General features: G+C 35.2%; 20 protein-coding genes. 18 read left to right on the forward strand and 2 right to left on the reverse strand.

What is annotated here, in order from left to right:
- From RCH56_RS05220 to RCH56_RS05305, 18 genes are all read left to right on the forward strand, one after another.
- Positions 1 to 726, forward strand: a 726-nt coding sequence (locus RCH56_RS05220) for a YebC/PmpR family DNA-binding transcriptional regulator (RefSeq protein WP_306483935.1), incomplete at its 5' end; no start/stop codon positions are given.
- Positions 727 to 728: 2 nt separating this feature from the next.
- Positions 729 to 1529 (forward strand): prolipoprotein diacylglyceryl transferase, encoded by an 801-nt coding sequence (gene lgt, locus RCH56_RS05225; RefSeq protein WP_306483936.1) that lies wholly within the window; start codon positions 729 to 731, stop codon positions 1527 to 1529.
- A 148-nt stretch (positions 1530 to 1677) separates the two neighbouring features.
- Positions 1678 to 2091: a division/cell wall cluster transcriptional repressor MraZ gene (gene mraZ, locus RCH56_RS05230; protein ID WP_105300790.1), complete on the forward strand. Its 414-nt coding sequence runs from the start codon at positions 1678 to 1680 to the stop codon at positions 2089 to 2091.
- Between the two features lies 1 nt (position 2092).
- Positions 2093 to 3013, forward strand: a complete 921-nt coding sequence (gene rsmH / locus RCH56_RS05235) for a 16S rRNA (cytosine(1402)-N(4))-methyltransferase RsmH (protein ID WP_306483937.1) — start codon at positions 2093 to 2095, stop codon at positions 3011 to 3013.
- Between the two features lie 2 nt (positions 3014 to 3015).
- Positions 3016 to 3411 carry a hypothetical protein gene (locus RCH56_RS05240; protein ID WP_306483938.1) on the forward strand — a complete coding sequence of 132 codons (396 nt, stop codon included), beginning with the start codon at positions 3016 to 3018 and terminating at the stop codon, positions 3409 to 3411.
- A gap of 2 nt (positions 3412 to 3413) precedes the next feature.
- Positions 3414 to 4364, forward strand: coding sequence for a phospho-N-acetylmuramoyl-pentapeptide-transferase (mraY, locus tag RCH56_RS05245; protein ID WP_306483939.1), 951 nt, complete (start codon positions 3414 to 3416; stop codon positions 4362 to 4364).
- Positions 4361 to 5680, forward strand: a complete 1320-nt coding sequence (gene murD, locus RCH56_RS05250; RefSeq protein ID WP_306483940.1) for a UDP-N-acetylmuramoyl-L-alanine--D-glutamate ligase — start codon at positions 4361 to 4363, stop codon at positions 5678 to 5680. The genes mraY and murD overlap by 4 nt, the downstream gene beginning before the upstream one ends.
- Before the next feature lie 4 nt (positions 5681 to 5684).
- Complete coding sequence (murG, locus tag RCH56_RS05255) at positions 5685 to 6776, forward strand: undecaprenyldiphospho-muramoylpentapeptide beta-N-acetylglucosaminyltransferase (RefSeq protein WP_306483941.1); 1092 nt, start codon at positions 5685 to 5687, stop codon at positions 6774 to 6776.
- A complete protein-coding gene (locus RCH56_RS05260) occupies positions 6766 to 7575 on the forward strand; it encodes a cell division protein FtsQ/DivIB (RefSeq protein WP_306483942.1) in 810 nt (269 codons plus the stop codon). Before murG ends, RCH56_RS05260 begins: the two co-directional genes overlap by 11 nt.
- A 37-nt stretch (positions 7576 to 7612) precedes the next feature.
- Positions 7613 to 8701, forward strand: coding sequence for a cell division protein FtsZ (ftsZ, locus tag RCH56_RS05265; RefSeq protein ID WP_306483943.1), 1089 nt, complete (start codon positions 7613 to 7615; stop codon positions 8699 to 8701).
- Between the two features lies 1 nt (position 8702).
- A complete protein-coding gene (nrdR, locus tag RCH56_RS05270) occupies positions 8703 to 9170 on the forward strand; it encodes a transcriptional regulator NrdR (RefSeq protein ID WP_306483944.1) in 468 nt (155 codons plus the stop codon).
- 27 nt (positions 9171 to 9197) lie between these two features.
- Positions 9198 to 10517, forward strand: coding sequence for a replication-associated recombination protein A (locus RCH56_RS05275; protein ID WP_306483945.1), 1320 nt, complete (start codon positions 9198 to 9200; stop codon positions 10515 to 10517).
- A complete protein-coding gene (gene asnS, locus RCH56_RS05280; RefSeq protein ID WP_306483946.1) occupies positions 10507 to 11895 on the forward strand; it encodes an asparagine--tRNA ligase in 1389 nt (462 codons plus the stop codon). The genes RCH56_RS05275 and asnS overlap by 11 nt, the downstream gene beginning before the upstream one ends.
- An 8-nt stretch (positions 11896 to 11903) precedes the next feature.
- Complete coding sequence (leuS, locus tag RCH56_RS05285) at positions 11904 to 14306, forward strand: leucine--tRNA ligase (protein WP_306483947.1); 2403 nt, start codon at positions 11904 to 11906, stop codon at positions 14304 to 14306.
- A gap of 497 nt (positions 14307 to 14803) precedes the next feature.
- Positions 14804 to 15397 carry a TVP38/TMEM64 family protein gene (locus RCH56_RS05290; RefSeq protein WP_306483948.1) on the forward strand — a complete coding sequence of 198 codons (594 nt, stop codon included), beginning with the start codon at positions 14804 to 14806 and terminating at the stop codon, positions 15395 to 15397.
- A gap of 8 nt (positions 15398 to 15405) precedes the next feature.
- Entirely contained in the window at positions 15406 to 15744 is a 339-nt protein-coding gene (locus RCH56_RS05295; protein ID WP_306483949.1) for an SdpI family protein, read from the forward strand.
- 256 nt (positions 15745 to 16000) lie between these two features.
- Positions 16001 to 16405, forward strand: coding sequence for a helix-turn-helix domain-containing protein (locus RCH56_RS05300; protein ID WP_306483950.1), 405 nt, complete (start codon positions 16001 to 16003; stop codon positions 16403 to 16405).
- A 9-nt stretch (positions 16406 to 16414) separates the two neighbouring features.
- The gene (locus RCH56_RS05305; protein ID WP_306483951.1) at positions 16415 to 16762 is read left to right on the forward strand and encodes a hypothetical protein; all 348 of its coding nucleotides are present in this window, start codon (positions 16415 to 16417) and stop codon (positions 16760 to 16762) included.
- A gap of 196 nt (positions 16763 to 16958) precedes the next feature.
- On the opposite strand, the gene RCH56_RS05310 is transcribed toward RCH56_RS05305, so the two are convergent.
- Both RCH56_RS05310 and RCH56_RS05315 read right to left on the reverse strand, forming a co-directional pair.
- Positions 16959 to 18719, reverse strand: coding sequence for an ABC transporter ATP-binding protein (locus RCH56_RS05310; protein WP_306483952.1), 1761 nt, complete (start codon positions 18717 to 18719; stop codon positions 16959 to 16961).
- Positions 18716 to 20455: an ABC transporter ATP-binding protein gene (locus tag RCH56_RS05315; protein WP_306483953.1), complete on the reverse strand. Its 1740-nt coding sequence runs from the start codon at positions 20453 to 20455 to the stop codon at positions 18716 to 18718. The genes RCH56_RS05310 and RCH56_RS05315 overlap by 4 nt, the downstream gene beginning before the upstream one ends.
- Between the last annotated feature and the right edge of the window lie 168 nt (positions 20456 to 20623).

Here is a 20623-nt window from a genome sequence, read left to right on the forward strand (position 1 = left end):
GGACATAATAAATGGAGCAAGATTAAAAATAAAAAAGGAAGTGAAGATGCCAAAAAGGGCAAGATCTTTACAAAACACGCTAGAAATATAACAGTTGCAGCCAAAGAGGGCGGAACAAACCCAGAATATAACCCTGCTCTTAAAACTGCTATAGAAAAAGCTAAGGCAGATAATATGCCTAATGATAACATAGATAGAGCTATCAAGAAAGCAGCAGGAGATGATGCTTCAGATAATTTCGAAAGAGTAATCTATGAAGGATACGGACCAGGTGGAGTTGCTGTAATAGTAGACTGCCTAACAGATAATAAAAATAGAACAGCTCCTGATGTAAGACATGCCTTTGACAAAAACGGAGGAAATCTTGGAACTGACGGATCCGTTATGTTCATGTTCCAAAGAAAGGGAGATATCATAGTAGGAAAAGAGGGAAAAGACTTCGATGAATTCATGATGGATGCCCTAGAAGCTGGTTGTGAAGATGTCAAGGAAAGGGGAGAGTACTTCGAGGCTATCACAGATGTTAATAGCTTTAACGAAGCCAATGATAAGCTTAAAGAATTAGGCTATAAAATAGAAAGTGCAGATATATCTTATCTTGCAGATAATATGATTAGCGTAGAAGATGAGCATGTGGATAAGCTTAATAAGCTAATAGATACTCTGGAAGATAACGATGATGTCCAAGAAGTATACTCAAACTGGGATGATTCTAGCGAGGAATAAAGATGGAATTTAATATAGATCCTGTTGCTTTTAGGATATTCGGTTTAGAAATCTACTGGTATGCAATAATAATCATAACAGGAATATTTATCGCAGCACAATTTGCAAAAAGCGAGTTCGTAAGACGAGGTTTTGATGAAGACTTTATCTATGATCTACTTTTTGTCATCTTACCAATCGGAATAATCGGAGCAAGGTTTTGGTATGTCATCTTCGAGTGGGACTACTATGGAAGTAACCCTTCACAGATTTTAAACTTTAGGGCAGGAGGTCTTGCAATCCATGGGGGGATCCTCTTTGGAAGTATTGCCCTTCTAGTTTATGCAAGATACAAAAAAATCCCCCTTATAGACCTTATGGATGTACTAGTACCTTCTCTTGTCCTTGCTCAAGGTATAGGTAGATGGGGTAATTTTGCAAACTCCGAAGCCCATGGGGGTCCAACAGACCTTCCTTGGGGGATTATCATAGATGGAGTGAAAGTCCATCCAACCTTTCTCTACGAATCTATCGGAGATGTTTTAATCTTTATTCTCCTAATAAATTACAGGAAGAAAAACCCAGATAAGGGTAAGCAGTCTGCAATTTATTTCATCCTCTATGGAATCTTGAGATATTTTGTGGAAGGTCTTAGGACAGATTCTCTTTATATAGGATCTTTAAGAACAGCACAGCTTATGAGTATCATCTATATTCTTCTAGGAATAGTCCTATATATTTGGGCAAATAAAAACCATCTCCCACCTTTTTTTAGGGAAAATAAAAGTAAAGAGAAAAAAGAGAAGATTATAAAGTTTAAGTGATAGATCTTACAAGCTTAAGCTTTATAGACAAAATATAAAAATTCAATAATTTTAGGGTCGGCTTAAGGCCGACTTTTTTGTTGCAAATAAAGTGCTTTTAGTATAAAATGATAGTGAAGTGGAATATAGTGGTAGAAAGTGGTGGGAAATGTTTTTAGGTGAATTTACTCACAAGTTAGATTCTAAAAATAGAATAATGATACCGAGTGAGTTTAGAGATGATTTATCTGAGAACTTCTATATAACCAAGGGGCCGGAAAAGTCTCTAGTAATCTACACTGAGGAAGAATTTGTTAAGCAATCCGAAAGACTTGATGGTTTGGAAGTGCAAAATAAGAAAAACCGTGCTATCAAGAGACTATTTTTCTCATCCACTGTAAAGGCAAGCCTTGACAAACAAGGCAGAGTTCTTCTTAACAAGAACCTGAGAGATTATAGCGAGATCAAAGAAGAAGCTATGATAATTGGAAACAATAGCACAATTGAGCTTTGGGATAGGGCCAATTGGGAGGCTTATATTGACGAAGTAGAGGTGAATCTATCCGATATAATGGATGAATAATATGAAATTTGAACACATACCAGTTCTCGCAAAAGAGACTATAGAAAATCTAAATATTAATCCAGATGGAATCTACCTAGACTTAACCTTGGGAAAGGGAGGTCATTCCAAATTGATCCTAGAAAGGCTTTCTGATAAGGGAAGGCTTATAGCATTTGATCAGGACAAGGAAGCCATTGAAGCAGCCAAGTCTAACCTAAGGGACTTTTCTAATGTTACTTTCGTAAACAGTAACTTCGAAAACTTCGAAAAAGTCTTAGAAGAGCTTGGCCTTGACTTGATAGATGGGGCTTTGATGGATATTGGCGTAAGTTCATATCAAATTGACAATGCGTACAGGGGATTTTCATATATGAAGGATGGTCCTTTGGATATGAGGATGAACCAGGATAATGAGTTAACAGCGGAAGTTATTGTCAATGAATACTCTCAGGATGAGCTAGAGCGTATATTTTTCGAATATGGTGAGGAGAGATTCGCAAGATCCATTGCTAGAAATATTGTTAATCTCCGTGATGAAAAAAGAATCGATACGACTTTTAAACTCCGAGAAATTGTAGCAAAATCCATAAAAAGTCAAGATGCTCATCCTGAAAAAAGAGTATTTCAAGCCCTAAGAATAGAAGTAAATAGAGAACTAGAAGTTTTGGAAAACACTATAGAAAGGGTCGTAGATCACCTAAAAAAGGACGGAAGGATCGCAATAATCACCTTCCACTCCTTAGAGGATAGGATTGTGAAGAATAAATTCAAGGATTTGGCAACAGACTGTATCTGCCCTCCAGAATTTCCAGTATGTGTATGTGATCATAGGGCCAAGATTAAGATTATAACGAGAAAACCAGTGACGGCAAGTAAAGCTGAGCTAAGGGATAATTCTAGATCAAAGCCTGCCAAGCTTAGAGTTGGACAAAGGATATAGACATGGAAGAAAGAATAGCTATTAGTAAAAATAATAACAAGAAAAGAAGACGACTTAAGGTTAAGGATAACAGAAAAAATAAGAAGATCAAACAGATTCAAAATCTTAAGAAAAGAGATAGGAGAATGAAACTAAGCCTATCTATATTTACCTTCCTTGTTGTAGTTAGCCTTCTCGTAACAGCTCTGGTTAAAAGAAATAACTTGAATGCAAAAAGATATGAGTATAATACATTACAGGCAGATATCGTCTCCTACGAACTCCAGAGGGATAGGTTAAATACTAGGCTAGAAGAAGCGATTGACCTTAACTTAATCCAAAGATACGCCCTAGAAGAGTTGGGCATGGTTTATAAGGATGATGATAATACTGTCAAATTAAATGTAGATAGGAATTAATGATGAATAATTTTTTGTTGATAGTTATAAGTATATTGTTAAGTATAGGCCTAGGCCTAGTGATCTTACCAATACTTAAGAGAAAGAAAATTGGACAAAATATAAGAGAGGTTGGACCAAAGAGTCACCTTAAAAAGGCTGGTACTCCAACTATGGGAGGGATAATATTTATTATAGCAGCCCTAATTTTATCTCTTATATTCTTACCACTTGATAGCCTTGAAGTTTGGATAGTGATTTTATCGACTATAGGCTTTGGAGCAATTGGTTTTATAGATGACTTTAGGAAACTTATCCTAAAACAATCCGAAGGACTAAGCCCAAGAGGGAAGATAATCCTACAGTTTGGACTTGCTCTTATAATTTCGATTCTAGCTTATATTAATGATAAAGATTCGATAGGATCCTTATTGATACCATTTACAAATACAAGTATAGGGCTTGGAATAATTGGTATTCCAGTTATGATATTCATAATAGTAGGTACAACTAATGCGACAAATCTTACAGATGGCCTAGATGGACTCTTAGCCACAGTATCTCTTCCAGTATTTATAACCCTCGCCATAATAGGGAAGGGAACAAATAACGAAATATTTTCCTATATAATGCTTGGAAGCCTCTTAGGATTTTTGATATTTAACTCAAATCCTGCGGCAGTATTTATGGGAGATACAGGATCTATGGCAATCGGTGGAGCAATAGTTGCCATGGCAATTAATTTAAGAATTCCCTTATATCTAATAATCTTCGGTGGAATTTATGTCTTGGAAACACTATCTGTAATTATCCAAGTTACAAGCTACAGACACAGAAACAAGAAGAGAGTCTTTCTAATGACTCCAATCCACCATCACTTTGAATTAAAAGGCTATAAGGAACAAAAGATAGTAGTAGCATTTGCAGTAGTATCTGTAATATTTTGTATGATAACATTGGCGGCATTAGTATGAAGAAAGTTTTAGTTTACGGTTTAGGACTAACAGGTATATCAGCAGCAAAGACTCTAGATAAGATGGGCTATGATGTCTATACCTTTGATAAAAATAAAAAAGAAGTTAAGGAACTTAAGGGCTATAAATATAGCCCTATTTCTGATAGTGACATTTTAGATTTTGATTTTGAATTTGTAGTAAAAAGTCCAGGCATTCCCCCAAGGGATGAAGTGGTAAAGAAACTAGGGGAAAAATACGAGATAATATCAGATATTGAACTATCCTTTAGACTCTTTCCAGAAGCTAAAATCATTGCCACAACTGGTACAAATGGCAAGACTTCTACTACATCTATGATTAGTCATATACTTAATGAATCAGGCAGGAAGGCGATTTCTGTAGGAAACATCGGTGAGGGAATCTTATGGCAAATGTATGAAAATCCTACTGCGATTTTCTCTTGTGAGCTTTCAAGCTTCCAACTACACGATGTATCTACCTACAAGCCTCATATAGCTTGTATTACAAATATCACTGAAGATCATATCGATTGGCATGGATCTTTGTCTGATTATATAAACTCAAAACTTAATGTAAGTAGAAGGCAAGATAAAAGTGATTTTCTAGTAATAAATCACGATGATCCTATATTAGAAGACCATAGGAAAAATTTTAAGGCAAAAGTCTATGAGTTTTCTTCAAAAGAGAAAGTAGATCGAGGCGCCTATCTTAAAGGCTCATCTATATTCTTTAAAGATGAAGGAAAAAATATTAAATTAATGGATGTAGATGATCTTTCAATAATAGGTAGACACAATTACGAAAACTTGATGTGCGCTATCCTTGCTTGTTTTATCTATGGGGTTTCTATAAAAGATATCATAAAGGGATCAAAAAGCTTTAAATCAATAGAGCATAGGCTGGAATTTGTGACAGATATAAGAGGAGTCAAGGTCTACAATGACTCCAAGGGAACAAATGTAGATAGCTCAGTCAAGGCTATTCAAAGTTTCGATAAGCCAATGGTAATAATTGCAGGAGGCTATGATAAAAATATCGACTACAGTCCCTATGTAAAAGAATTTAAAAAACATGGAAAACTTATGGTTATCATTGGACAAACCACAGATAAATTGGCGAGTCTTTGCGAAGCCTATCAAGTAAATTACAAAAAAGCCAAGGATATGGAAGAGGCAGTAAAGATTTCTTTTGACAATTTAGAAGAAGGGGATATCTTCCTCTTATCACCTGCAAGTGCCTCTTGGGGTATGTATAATAACTTTGAAGAAAGAGGCAGGGACTTTAAAGAAAAGATAGAAAAATACAAAGGATGATTAGATGAAAGTAATAATTTCTGGCGGAGGCACAGGCGGACATATTTATCCAGCCATAGCCATAGGAGAAAAACTTCAAAAAGAAATTCCTGATGTGGAAATAATCTATGTGGGAATCAAAAACGGCCCAGAAGAGACAGTTGCCCAAAAATATGGCTATAAATTTGTCGACCTACCAGGCATGGGTATTCCTAGAAGGATAAACAAGAAACTATTTAAATCTCTTACTACAAACCTTAAAGGGTTTACGAGGGCAAAGAAGATAATAGAAGAATATAAACCAGACCTTGTTATTGGAACTGGAGGATATGTTTGTGCTCCTATCTTGTATCAGGCAAGTAAGAAAAATATTCCTTCTATAGTCCACGAATCAAACTCTTACCCCGGCATGGCATCAAAGTTTCTATCAAACAAGGTAGATAAGGTCCTTATATCCTACAAGGAAGCCAAAAAGCACTTCAAGCACAAGGAAAGGATTGTAGTAACAGGTAATCCAGTAAGAACTAGCTTTAAGAGTGAATATACTGACAAAGACCTTAAAGATTTAGGTATCAAGAAAGATAGGCCAGTTGTATTTTCTTTTGGTGGGTCAAATGGATCTTATTATATGAACGAGGCTGTTAAGGAATTATCCAAAAATCTTGACGGTTCCTACTATCTCCTCCACCAAACTGGAAAGAAAAACTATGATGATTTTATGAAAGAGGTAGAAAGAAACGAGTATCTTAAGGTGTTTTCCTATATTGATAATATAGATCTTTTCTATGCTGTAAGCGATCTTGTTATAGCTTCATCAGGAGCTATGAGCCTATCAGAAATTTCAGCTGTAGCCAAGGCTTCAATACTTATTCCAAAATCGTATACCACAGAAAACCACCAGCAGTTTAATGCACAAACCTATGTCGATAATGGCGCATCTATAATGGTTTTAGAAAAAGACCTAGATGGAGATGTTTTGGATAGGAAAATAAAAGAAATAATTAGCGATAAGGATAAACTTAAGAAAATGGGTGACAATGCCAAGGCCCTTTCTGATGATGAGGCAGGAGATAAGATTTTTCATATAATTGAAGGGTTGATCAAAGATGAAAGATAAAAGAAAGGCTAGAAAGAAAAGTCAAATACCAGAAGACAGCAACACTAATAGGAAAAGGAAAGTCGTAAGGAAGAAACAGCCTAAGACTTTTACTAAAAGATTTGTGATTTTTCTTATCGTATTATTCCTTTCGATATTCATAGTAGAAGCCTTAAGGCATCCCTACATGAAAATTTCTCAGATATATGTTACAGGAAATGAAAGGCTAAAGGATACAGATATTATTTCAAAGATACAAAATCCAATAGGTAAAAATATACTTACTTACAATGTAAAAAAGAATGAAAAAAAACTTATGGAAGAAGACACTATTGAAGAAGCAGAAATAAAGAAAGTTTTTCCTAAGGTAATCAATATCAAAGTCAAAGAGACCTATCCGAGATTTTTTATAGAAGATAAGGAAAAAATAACTTACATATCCAATCAAGGAAGGGTAATGGATAGTGAGGAAATTCCTGCTAATACCAAAAATTCTCTAATAAATATTAAGATTTCTGATTACAAGGAAGATATTAGAGAAGAATTTACAGATGATGAGGATTTATTAAATTTTATCAATGAAATAAACTCTTCTTCCTTTGTGGATTTGATTAATCAATTAAATTTTGAAAACAATAGGCATATTGGTATAATAATAAAAGATATGAGAGTTGATTTTGGTGATTTGAAAGAAAGTTCGTACAAGATTAGATTACTAGAATCAATCCTAAAGGATGTAGAAAGTAAGGACCTAGGTGTTTCTTCCATAGATTTAAGTAATGGAAAAAACCCAGTAGTTGAAATAAACGAAGGTTCTTAATATAAAATTTATCTATTAGAATAAAATGGGGGAAAGTATGGCAAACATTAACATGGAAATGGACAACAGCTCTTTAGCAAAGATTAAAGTCATCGGAGTTGGTGGCGGTGGAAACAACGCAATCAGCAGGATGAGAGAAAGCGGACTATCTGGTGTGGAGTTTTTGGCACTAAACACAGATCTACAAACACTACAAGAATCAAACGCAGACATAAGACTTCAAATTGGTGAGAAACTAACAAGAGGTCTAGGAGCTGGAGCTAATCCTGAAGTAGGAGAAAAGGCTGCAGAAGAGTCTAAAAACGAAATATCAGAAGCTATCAAAGGCGCAGACATGATCTTTATCACTGCTGGAATGGGCGGTGGAACAGGTACAGGTGCTGCACCAGTAGTTGCGAAAGTTGCTAAAGAGATGGAAATCTTGACAGTTGGTGTTGTAACTAAGCCATTTACTTTCGAAGGTAGAAAAAGACAAAACCAAGCTGAAGGTGGAATCGAAAGATTAAAGGAAAATGTAGATACACTAATCACAATTCCAAATGATAGACTCCTACAAATCGTAGAAAAGAGAACATCAATGGTAGATGCCTTCAAGATGGCAGACCAAGTACTTATGGATGCAGTAAGTGGTATTTCAGAACTAATCGCTGTACCTAACGTAATTAACCTTGACTTTGCAGATGTTGAGTCAATAATGTCTGATCAAGGAATCGCTCACATGGGTATCGGTAGGGCTAATGGTGAAAATAGGGCTGTTGAAGCTGCTAAGGCTGCTGTTAACTCACCATTACTTGAGACAAGCATCGAAGGAGCAAACGCAGTATTACTTAACGTAACGGCAGCTGAAGTTGGTCTAATGGAAGCTAACGAAGCAGCTGAGCTTATTAGAGAAAATATTGACTCTGATGCTAACATCATATTCGGAGTTGGTAGTGATGAATCTCTAGGAGATGATATCAAGATTACTGTTATTGCAACAGGTTTTGATAATCCAACACCAGCAAGAAGAAGTGTACAACAAAGTACAAGAAATAGAGAAGAGCTCAAGGCTCCTCAAAGACCTAGCGCTAAGAAAAAATCATCAAATCCTTTTGATGACTTCGACTTACCAGATTTTCTAAAATAATATGAGATGTCCCTACTGCGATTCAACCAATACCAGGGTTTTAGATTCTAGATCAACAGAAGACGATAGGGCTATCAGACGAAGACGCTTGTGTGAAGATTGTGATCGTAGGTTTTCAACTTACGAAAGGTATGAAGATTCTACTATAATGGTCATAAAAAAAGACGAAACAAGAGAAGCCTATGACCCAACGAAATTGATAGCAGGAATTGTAAAAAGTTGCCAAAAAAGACCGGTGACTATGGATGATATTGAAAAAGTTGCTAGGAATGTAGAAACTAGAATAAATCATACGGGAAACAAAGAAATAAGTTCAACCTATATAGGAGAGCTGGTGATGGCTGAGCTAAAAGAGCTCGACCCAGTTGCCTATGTGAGGTTTGCATCGGTTTATAGAGAATTTAAGGATGTTGATTCCTTTTATGAAGAAATAAAAAGTTTAAAAGATAAGAAAGATGCTCATTCCTAGCATCTTTTTTTTCTTTAGGAGGAGATTGTGGATTTATTTGAACTTAATAGGATTAATCAATTAGAAAAAAGTGCTCCTCTGGCTGATAGGATAAGGCCCAAGGACTTAAATGATTACCTAGGTCAAGACCATCTAATAGGGGAAGGCAAGATTATTAATAGGATGATCAAGGCGGATAGGATATATTCGATGATTTTTTATGGGCCACCCGGAGTGGGTAAGACTAGCCTTGCTAAGATCATATCCCAAAAGACTAATATGGCCTTCGAGGAGATCTCTGCTGTGGCAAGTGGAATATCTGACCTTAAGAAAAAAGTACAGATAGCCAAGGATAATTTATCTTTCGAGAATAAGAAAACTATCCTTTTTATTGACGAGATTCACAGATTTAACAAAAGCCAGCAGGATTATCTATTGCCATATGTAGAAGATTCTACCCTTATTCTTATTGGAGCAACTACAGAAAATCCTTACTTCGAGGTAAATAAGGCCTTGATATCTAGGATGTATGTCTTCGAGCTAAAAAGCTTAAGTGATAGAGACCAATCAAGCTTGATCGATTCAGCTCTTAAGAAGGATGTAATCCTACAGAACAAAAATATTATAATAGAAGATGAAGCGAGAGAGACTCTTATCAAATACTCAAATGGAGATTCTAGGGCGCTTCTTAACGCTTTAGAGATTGCTATATTTTCAGAAGATGAGATTGATGGTAGAATAGTTATAGGAAAGTCTACTATCGAAAATTCTACCCAGAAAAAAATTGCCGTCTACGACAAAAATGGAGATAGACATTACGACACGACCAGTGCCTTTATAAAATCTATGAGGGGATCAGATATAGATGCAGCACTCTTCTATCTTGCCAAGATGCTTGAATCTGGCGAAGATATAAAGTTTATAGCAAGAAGGATGATTATATTTGCATCAGAAGATATATCAAATGCTGATCCAAATGCCTTGGTCATGGCGGTCAATTGTTTTAAGGCAATAGACACGGTAGGGATGCCTGAAGCAAGGATAATCCTTGGCCAGGTGGTGACTTATCTTTCAGCAGCACCAAAGAGTAATTCTACTTATCTTGCCATAAATAAGGCGATTGATTTTGTTAAGAATAATAAGGATAGAGAAGTACCAAATAAGCTTAAAGATACCCATTATAAGGGATCAAAGAATTTGGTAAAGGATAAATACCTATATCCTCATGCTTACGGTGGTTATGTAGATCAAGACTATCTTCCGGATAAGTACATAGGAGTAAAATTCTATGAGGCGAAGAAAGTTGGATATGAAAAAGAAATGATAGAAAGACTTGAGAAAATAAAGAGAGGGATAAATGAAGATTAGAGATATATTAAATGAAGTAGACAAATATGTTGATAGTGAAGTTTGTGTATATGGTTGGATGAGAAACCAAAGATTTGGTAAAAACGTTGGTTTTATCGAGCTAAATGACGGAACAACCTTCAAGAACCTACAAGTAGTTGTAGGAAGTGATATCGAAAATTACGATGAACTCGACAAGCAATACCTATCCACATCACTTGAAGTTAAGGGAGTTTTGGTAAAAACAGGTAATAGCAAAAACCCTTACGAAATCCAAGCGAAAGAAGTAAATGTATTAGGTGAATCTTCTGAAAAATTCCCTATCCAAAAGCAAAGACAAACACTAGAATTTATGAGAACTATCCCTCATCTTAGGGCTAGAACAAACACCTATAGGGCTGTTTTTAGGGTAAGATCAATCCTTGCTTACGCTCTCCACAAGTTCTTCCAAGAAAGAGGCTTCCTATATGTAAACCCTCCAATAGTAACTTCTTCTGACGCAGAAGGAGCGGGAGAGATGTTTAACATAACAACAATCGACCCAGACGATGCTCCAAGAAATGAAGATGGAAGTGTTGATTATAGCAAGGACTTCTTTAGCAAGAAGAGCTACCTAACAGTATCAGGCCAGCTTGAGGCTGAAGATTATGCCCTAGCTTTTGGAGATGTCTATACCTTCGGTCCAACTTTTAGGGCAGAAGATTCAAACACTCCTAGACATGCTGCTGAGTTTTGGATGCTAGAGCCTGAGATGGCCTTTACAGATTATAATCTCGCTATGGATGTGGCTGAAGACATGATCAAATACTCCATCAACTATCTATTAGAAAATGCTCCAGATGAGATGAATTTCTTCAACACCTGGATTGACAAGGGACTAATAGAAAGACTAGAGAAGGTTAGAGATGCAGAATTTGCTAGAGTGACTTATACTAAAGCAATCGAGCTTTTACAAGAATCTGGTGAGAAATTTGAATTCCCAGTAGAATGGGGAATCGACCTACAAACAGAGCATGAGAGATATCTTTCTGAAAAAATCGTAGGAGGACCTGTATTTGTCACAGACTATCCAAAAAACATCAAGGCCTTCTATATGAAGAGAAACGACGATGGCAAGACTGTTGCAGCCTTCGATATGCTCGTTCCTGGAGTAGGTGAATTAATAGGTGGTTCACAAAGGGAAGAAAGATACGACGAATTATATAAATCAATGGAAGAAAATGGCCTAAATCCAGAAGAGTACGAAAACTACCTAGACCTAAGAAGATTCGGTACAGTAGTTCACTCAGGTTTTGGACTAGGCTTTGAGAGAGCTGTAATGTATGTTACAGGAATGAAAAATATCAGAGACGTACTGGCTTATCCAAGATACGTACGTGCCTTCGCTGATAAGAACTAGGGGGAAGTATGGTTGAATATAATCCAAATGCCATAGAGAAAAAATGGCAAAAGAAATGGGATGATGAGAAGACTTTTAAATCTGAGATAGATAATAATAAGAAGAAATTCTATCCTTTGGTAGAGTTTCCTTACCCATCAGGACAAGGCCTACACGTAGGACACCCTCGTCCATATACCGCTCTTGATGTCGTAGCTCGTAAGAGAAGACTTGAGGGAGAAAATGTAATGTATCCAATGGGATGGGATGCCTTCGGTCTTCCAACAGAAAACTACGCTATCAAAAATAAAATCCACCCAGCTAAGGTTACAGCTGATAACATAGCCCACTTTAAAGAACAAATGAAATCAATAGGATTCTCATTTGATTGGGATAGAGAAGTAAACACGACTGACCCAGACTATTATAAGTGGAGTCAATGGATTTTCATTCAAATGTATAAGCATGGACTAGCCTATAAGAATGAAATGTCTGTAAACTGGTGTCCATCTTGTCAAGTAGGACTTGCTAATGAAGAAGTTGTAGATGGTAAGTGTGAAAGATGCGGCACTGAAGTAGTCCACAAGATGAAAAATCAATGGATGCTAAAAATAACTGAATATGCAGATAGATTGATAGATGACCTAGATGAAGTTGACTTTGAAGAAAGAATCAAGGCCAGTCAAATCAACTGGATTGGTAGAAGCCATGGTTGTGATGTTGACTTTAAGATAAAAGACTTAGACGAAAAGCTAACAGTATATACAACAAGACCTGACACTATATTTGGTGTATCCTACATGGTAGTAAGCCCTGAGCATCCAATACTTGATAAATACAAAGACAAAATCAAAAACTTCTCTGAAATAGAAGATTACCAAGAAGAAGCTAAGAAGAAATCTGACTTCGAAAGAAGTGAGCTAAATAAAGATAAGACTGGTGTTATGATAGATGGTCTTTCTGCAATAAACCCACTAAACGATAAGGAAATTCCTATCTGGGTATCTGACTATGTCTTAATGACTTATGGTACGGGAGCAATAATGTCAGTTCCTGCTCACGATAGCCGTGATTTTGAATTTGCGAGGAAGTTTGATATGCCAATAATCCCAGTTTATGACACAGGAGAAGAGCTTCCAACAACTGATATCAACAAGGGAGAGGCAATCAACTCAGACTTTTTAAACGGCCTATCAGCAAATGACGCTAAGAAAAAAGCTATAGAATATGTAGAAGAAAAGGGACTTGGTAAGGCTAAGACCAACTTTAAACTAAGAGACTGGGTATTTTCTCGTCAAAGATATTGGGGAGAACCAATACCTATGATCTACTGCGAAGAGCATGGTTGGGTTCCAGTTCCTGAAGAAGAACTTCCAGTAAAGCTTCCTGATGTTCCTTCTTATGAGCCAACAGCTACAGGCGAATCTCCACTATCAGAAATAGAAGAGTTTGTAAACACAACTTGTCCAATCTGTGGAAAACCTGCCAAAAGAGAAACCGACACCATGCCTCAATGGGCGGGATCTAGCTGGTATTATCTAAGATATATGGATCCAAATAATAAGGAAGCCATTGCAAGTAAAGAAGCCCTAGACTACTATTCACCAGTTGATTGGTACAATGGGGGAATGGAGCATACTACTCTTCACTTACTTTACTCAAGATTCTGGCATAAGTTCCTCTATGATATAGGTGTCGTTCCAACAAAAGAGCCTTACAAGAAGAGAACTAGCCATGGAATGATCCTAGGAAGTGATCACCAAAAGATGAGCAAGTCTCGTGGCAATGTAATAAACCCAGATGACATCGTAAGAGACTATGGGGCTGATACCTTAAGATGCTATGAGATGTTTATGGGAGATTTCTCATCAATGGCTATCTGGTCAGATGAGGGAGTTAGAGGCTGTAGGAAATATCTAGAAAGAGTATTTAACCTAACAGATCTTGTAGTAGAAGGCGAAGATTATAGCAAAGAGCTTGAAGTTATAATCAACCAAACTATCAAGAAGGTAAGTGAAGATTACGAAAACCTTAAGTTCAATACTGCTATAGCTCAACTTATGACCCTCCTAAACGAGATGAAATCCCTAGGTAAAATTACTAAAAAAGACTTTAGAACTTATATAACACTTCTTAATCCAGTAGCTCCACACATGACTGAAGAATTGTGGGAGATGATGGCTTATGAAGGAGAGCTTAACCAAACTACTTGGCCAAGCTATGACGAGGACAAATTAAGCTTCGATTCATTTGAAATGCCTGTACAAATCAATGGTAAGGTAAGAGCTACAGTCATGATGGATAAGGAAGCAAGCAAGGAAGATGCTATAAAGAGCGCTCAAGAAGATAATAATATCCAGTCATACATCGAAGGAAAAGAAATTAGAAAAATAATTTACGTTTCTGGAAAAATCTTAAATATAGTTGTCTAGGATAAAAATTTAGATTAATTAAGTAAAAACTCAAGAGTCAGACTTTTGGGTTTTTCTTTTTTGGATACCACATCTCTTAAGGATTTATAAGACTAAAAGCACCTTATACAGCTAATACAAAAGCTGGTATAAATCATAGGCCAAGAGCCTACACAATGATTTACTCTAGCTTGATGTATGAAAACCCTTAAGGATTAAATATAAGGAAAGACTGATAAGAAATATCATAGATAAAAAGCCCAGACTTGGCCAATAAAATAGAAATTTTTTGAAGTAGCTAGCAAATAAGAAGAACAATCTTAAAGTAAACTAATAATTGATTTTACGAAAAAAATAAAGGCTTTGAGGCCTTTTTATTTATATATATTTTAATATCCATAAGATATAAATTAATAATATTAAATCTTGAAATTATCGATTAATTTCATATAATAGATTTGACAAGGGATAAATAAAGATGTACGATTGTATTACAAACATCATACAAAGAGGAATTTATGAAAGCTATAATAAAGAAAAATATTTTCAATATAATATCAGTCCTTATGCTTGTAATATTTACGATCTTGGGATATTTAGGATACAGGGCAGGACTATTTAATTCTCTAGATAGCTTCAGGGCCTATATTCTATCTAAAGGGAAGCTCGCTCCTCTTTTCTTTATGCTGATACAAGTAGTTCAGATAGTGCTTCCAGTAATTCCAGGTGGACTTACTACGGTATTTGGCGTGATTATATTTGGAGCTTTCTGGGGTTTTATCTATAATTACATTTCTATTTGTATTGGATCAATATTAGTCTTTTTTATCTCTAGAAACTTCGGTAAGTCTATTGTGATTAGGATTTTTGGTAAGGACACTTTTGAGAAATACCATCACAGGATTAATGATAAGTCCTATGAGAAGTTCTTTGCCCTTGCGATTTTATTTCCTGTAGCTCCTGACGATTTCCTTTGCTATCTGTCAGGACTTACAGATATGAGCTTTAAGAAATTTGCAAGTATAATATTTCTCTTCAAGGGCCCATCCATATTTCTCTACTCAATGGCTTGGGTAATGGGACTTGACTTCATATTTGATAGATACTTATAGGAGGTATTATGTTTTACAAAAATTTATTGCTTTACTTTGTGCCAGCCTTTTTGATCATAACGGGCTTTGTTTGCGGGAGAGTAAAGGATAAGAAGATTAATGACAAATACGGTTATAGGTCAGCTCTTTCTATGAAAAATAAGGCCAACTGGTATTATGCCAATGATAAGATGAGTAAGCTTTGTTTTATTCTAGGGGCAGTATTTCTCCTAATAGGACCTCTAGTCCAAAGATTTTTGGAGATAACTACTCTTAGGATTATAATCATATTAATCCTTGAAGTCTTAGCCTATATAACTAGTGGGATAATCTTAGAAAATAAATTAAAAGAAGTCCACAAAAAATAAAAATATTTTATTAATAGAGAATATATTCTTATAATTTAAGCCCGACTGAGGGCTTTTTTCTTGTAAATTTTTATAAATTCTGCTAGACTTAGCTTAAGAAAAAGAGAGGGTATTTTTTAGATAGGCTTTAGTTAGAATAAATTAAAGCTTGTAAACAAGCCATGTAAAAGACTTTTTACATAAAAATCATGACTTGGAAAAGCTATTATATAGACTATTATATGAAAATAAATTATTATTAAGCTAGGAGGTAGGAATGAAGATAGGAGATAAGTTAAGGCAAGCGAGACTTAGGAAAAATATGACCCAAGAAGAAGTCTCAGAAAAGATTTTTGTATCTAGGCAATCTATTTCCAACTGGGAAAATAACAAGACCTATCCTGACATAGGAAATGTAATTGCCCTATCCGATCTATACGAAATTTCTTTGGACGAGCTTTTGAAAGGAAGTGATAGTTTTATGAAACACTTGGAAGAGTCAACTGACTTAGTAAAATCAAATAAGAAACTTATAGGAATAATAATACTGGCCTTGCTTACAATGATAATCATCGCCTTATTTACAGAATTTATGCCAGAAAGATTAAACATGGTTGCTATATTTACCCTTTCAATAATTTTGACAGGACTAATATATTCAGAAATCATAAAAAGATTCTAGGAGGATTTTATGAATCTACAATTAATACTTATAATTATAAGTGGAGCGGTTACTGTACTTGGTGGGGCAATCCTACAATATAATATCTATCAAATGACTAAAATCGATGCAAGAGCAAGAGGACTTAAGCATCCTAAGCTACTTGGAGTTTTAAATATATCGGGCAACAATGGCAATGCCTTTCTCCTAGCCTACCTTATAGGAAGGAAAAAATATCCTATACAAAATTTAGGAAAGAGAGATAAGGAAAGTCTTGAAACTTATAAGAAAAAATCCCGCCTAGCACTCGCAATCCACCTTATAGGAGGGGCTGTCTTTATTGTATTGTTAATATACTATAAGAATATTTTCTTCTAAGTAAATAAGCGACTATTTAAAACTATGAAAAATAATCCTAGCATCCTTAGAGGATCCTTAGGAAATTACCTATCAGCCAGAGGTCAATTGCTGGCTTCCGGCTGATAGAGGCGATTAGCAGAAAGTCTTAGTGACTTACTTCCTAAAGCTTCTAACGATAGTGCTAGGATTAATTATTCTTAAGCAGGTCCTTTTTTTATAGGTATAAATCTGCTTGGCTGGTAAACATTTCCTTGTACAAGCCATCTTCTTTCATTAATTCTTGGTGAGTACCGTTTTCTGTGATTTTTCCCTTGTCACATACTATTATCCTATCAGCATATTTGGTAGATGATAATCTGTGGGAGATGAAAAGGGAAGTTTGTCCTTTTGAAATCTCAAGCATATTTTCAAAGATTTCCTGTTCGCTTCTTGGATCTAGGGCGCTGGTTGGCTCATCCATTATGAAAAATTTCCCTTCATGAAAGATTGAACGGGCAAGAGCAATCTTTTGGCCTATACCCCCTGATGGCTCAACTGATTTATCTGAGAAGAGGTAGGTTAGGAAGGTATCTTCTTTTTCTACTTGTTTTTTTATCCAAGTCCTAAGATTTAAAAGGTCAAAGGCCTTGTCCATATTTTCATACTCAAAATCTGTAATATCTTCCTTTAATTTACTTGTAATATTCTCACTAATCCTAAATGGAAATAGCCTAAAATCTTGGAAAGTAGGGGATAGAATCTCATAGTATTTTTTTGTTGAAATTTTACTAATGTCTATATCATTTAGGTAGATATGGCCTTCTGTTGGTTCATAAAACTTGCACAAAAGCTTAACTATTGTAGATTTGCCAGCTCCATTTTTGCCAACAAGGGCAAGGGTTTCTCCGTTTCTTATCTCAAAAGAAGCATCTTTTAGGACATAATCTTCACTTGCTGGATATTTAAAGGAGACATTGTCAAATCTAATATTAATTTTACTTGTGTCAATATCAGTGATTTCTCCCTTATCGAGGAGTCCTTCTTCCATTTCTAGAAAGTTAAAAAATACTTCTAATTGAGCATTTACTGAGATGACTTTGGCGTAGTTTTGCTGTATTAGGTTTGTTGCGTTAATAACCTGGATTAGGGAGTTAAAATACATTGTGAAGTTTGCAAGGCTAATGGTCTTATCGATTAGCTTATAGGTTAGGTAAATTAAAGTTAAGATTATTGAGCCATTTGCACTCACATTCATAATCCCTGTGTAGATTCCGTTTTTGTTGAAGTAGTCTGTAGAAGACTTTATCATTTCTTGTTGGTAGAAATCCGCTTTTTCTAAGACTAAATCTTGGCCTTCATAGATTTCAATATCCTTAAAATACCTTAGATCTGCCGCAAAATTAGCAAAAAATTTATAAGATCTGAGATCAGAAATATTATTTTCTTGGTATTTTAGTTCATTTTCCTTAATTAGCCTTACAAGTTTTTTGTTTATTAAAACTAGAAAAATCAATAGAATAAGTATTGCTGGATTTAATTTAACAAGTATACCTAGTGATAAAATCCCTGTGATAACAGCTGATATTACTAAAACTATGATGTCATAGAGGGTGTACATTTCCCAAACGGCATAGTGGGCTTGTTCCATCATGTCTTGGACATCCTTGGAGTCAGATTTTTCTATGGGAAGCTTTAATGATTTTTGGGCAATCTTAAAGGTGAGCTTATCTGACATATCCTCAAATGTTAGGGTCAGGTAATTATTTAGCCACCTGTAGGTTACTTCTTTGATAAAGCCTAGAATCAAGACCAAGGCACCAAGGCCAAGGCAGTAGGAGATTCTTTTTGCTCCCATAAGCTCATCAATTATTAGCTTTGGAGCGAAAATATTTATAAGTGGTAAAAATCCAAGTATGAGATTTGTAATAATTACTCTAAGGGTAAAACCTGGGTGGTAAGTATCGATTAATTTAAAAAGTTTTCTTATATTCTTCATAGGACCTCCTTGTAATTGTCTGCTTGGAGATTATAGAGGTCTTTATAATCTTCACATCTTTCCATTAATTCATCATGAGTCCCATTTGCGAGAATCTCTCCATCTTTAAGATAAATTATCCTATCACAAAATTTAGTTGATGCCAGTCTGTGGGAGATAAAAATCGAAGACTTATCTGTAGTTAACTCATCATAGAGCATATAAAGTTCTCTTTCGTTTAAGGCGTCTAGTTGGGCTGTTGGCTCATCTAGGATTAAGAGCTTAGCCTTAGCTTTTGCTATGGCACGAGCTAAAAATAGCCTTTGCTTTTGGCCACCAGATAAGTCGACTCCGTCATTGTCCAAAATCCTTAAAAGAGTTTGTTTATCTTTATTATCATATTTATTTATGATTTCATCTAGGTGGGTCATCTTGTAAATATAATCTATATCCCTATCCTCAGTTGACATTAGAATATTTTCCTTAAAAGAAAATGGTAAGAGGTTTGAATCTTGAAATACTGCTGATACTAGCTTTTTATAGTCAATATGAGATTTATTAATATCTTCTCCATTTATTAAAATCATGCCTTCTGTTGGCTCATAAAGACCAGCTAAAAGTAGGGCAAGGGTAGACTTGCCAGCACCATTTTCTCCTACAAGTGCTATAGTTTCAGAGTCTTTTATCCTTAGATTAATATTTTCTAATACATAGTTATCTGTTCCCGGATATTTGAAAGAAAGATTATCAAGAGTAAGTTCCATTTTTTCTGGATAAATTTCTTGTTTTTCATTCTTATAGACATCAGTAATCTTAAAAAATGGCTTAAACATGGTAAAGTTCCTTCTAATATCAGTAAAAAACCACATTGTTTGGTGGTTAAAGGCAATAAAAGCAAAGATAGCAGTGAAATATACATAGAAATTCGCTATAGAAATCCTTCCAGCTATAAGACCTGTCATCAGCCAATATATAATAAGGCCGTCTCTTATGAGGTTTACAAAATTTGCAAGGGTAAAAATCCTAAGGGTCTTTGTATTGACTTCTTCTAGGCGTTTTATTCTACCCTTGTTAGTTTTTCCATAATAGGATTTGAAAATCCTTATGGTATCGAAAATTAAAATATCCTGCTTTGATAGGGGAGATTTCATTTCATTATTAAGCTTTGTAAACTTATCCCAGTTTGGACTCATAGCATCCCAATAGTCATTATATGATTTTGGGACTTGGTTTAATAGTAACCATGAAATTATGGTGAGGATAATTGTAGTAGCAAGAACCCATAGGTCCATAGATATAAAAATCCACAAAAATCCACCAACAGAAATTATAAGAGCAAAGATATTTGGCAAATCCATCATTATGCCTCCAGCTCCAAGCCAAGGCGATTCTACAGCCTTCATGGCATCACTTATTTTTTCAGACTCTGTTTTTTCTTTTTTTCTGGCAAAAGGGAGATAGAGTGAATACTCTGTGATCATATTCATTAGCTTATAACGAACGTGGTTCATCCTCATCCTGTAATTGCCCATTACAAAAGCGTCAAAAAAGCTGATTAGTGAAGATATAAAAAATAAGCCTATAAAGAAAATTGGGAAAACCTCTGGATTAGTAGAGTAATTTTTCAATATAAAGGCAGGTGAAATAATCCATAAGAAGGGCTTGATCCCCACAAACAGACCGTAAAGTGCGATTAGTAAAAACATTATTGGCTCAAGTTTGGCCATCTTTTTAATTAAAAATTTAAATTCTGTCATATTTCTCCTTGTTTATTAATCGTAAGGATCAAGGAGTATCCTGATACTTACTATAGTTAATTAATTTTGAAATCCATTCTTACTTTTTTGTTCATTTTTCTATCTCCTTTCTTAATGATAATTTTATTTTAGCACAGAAAATCTATTTACGCAATAATACTTTAATAT

It is taken from the genome of Anaerococcus sp. (assembly GCF_030825785.1).
Classification (GTDB): Bacteria; Bacillota; Clostridia; order Tissierellales; family Peptoniphilaceae; genus Anaerococcus.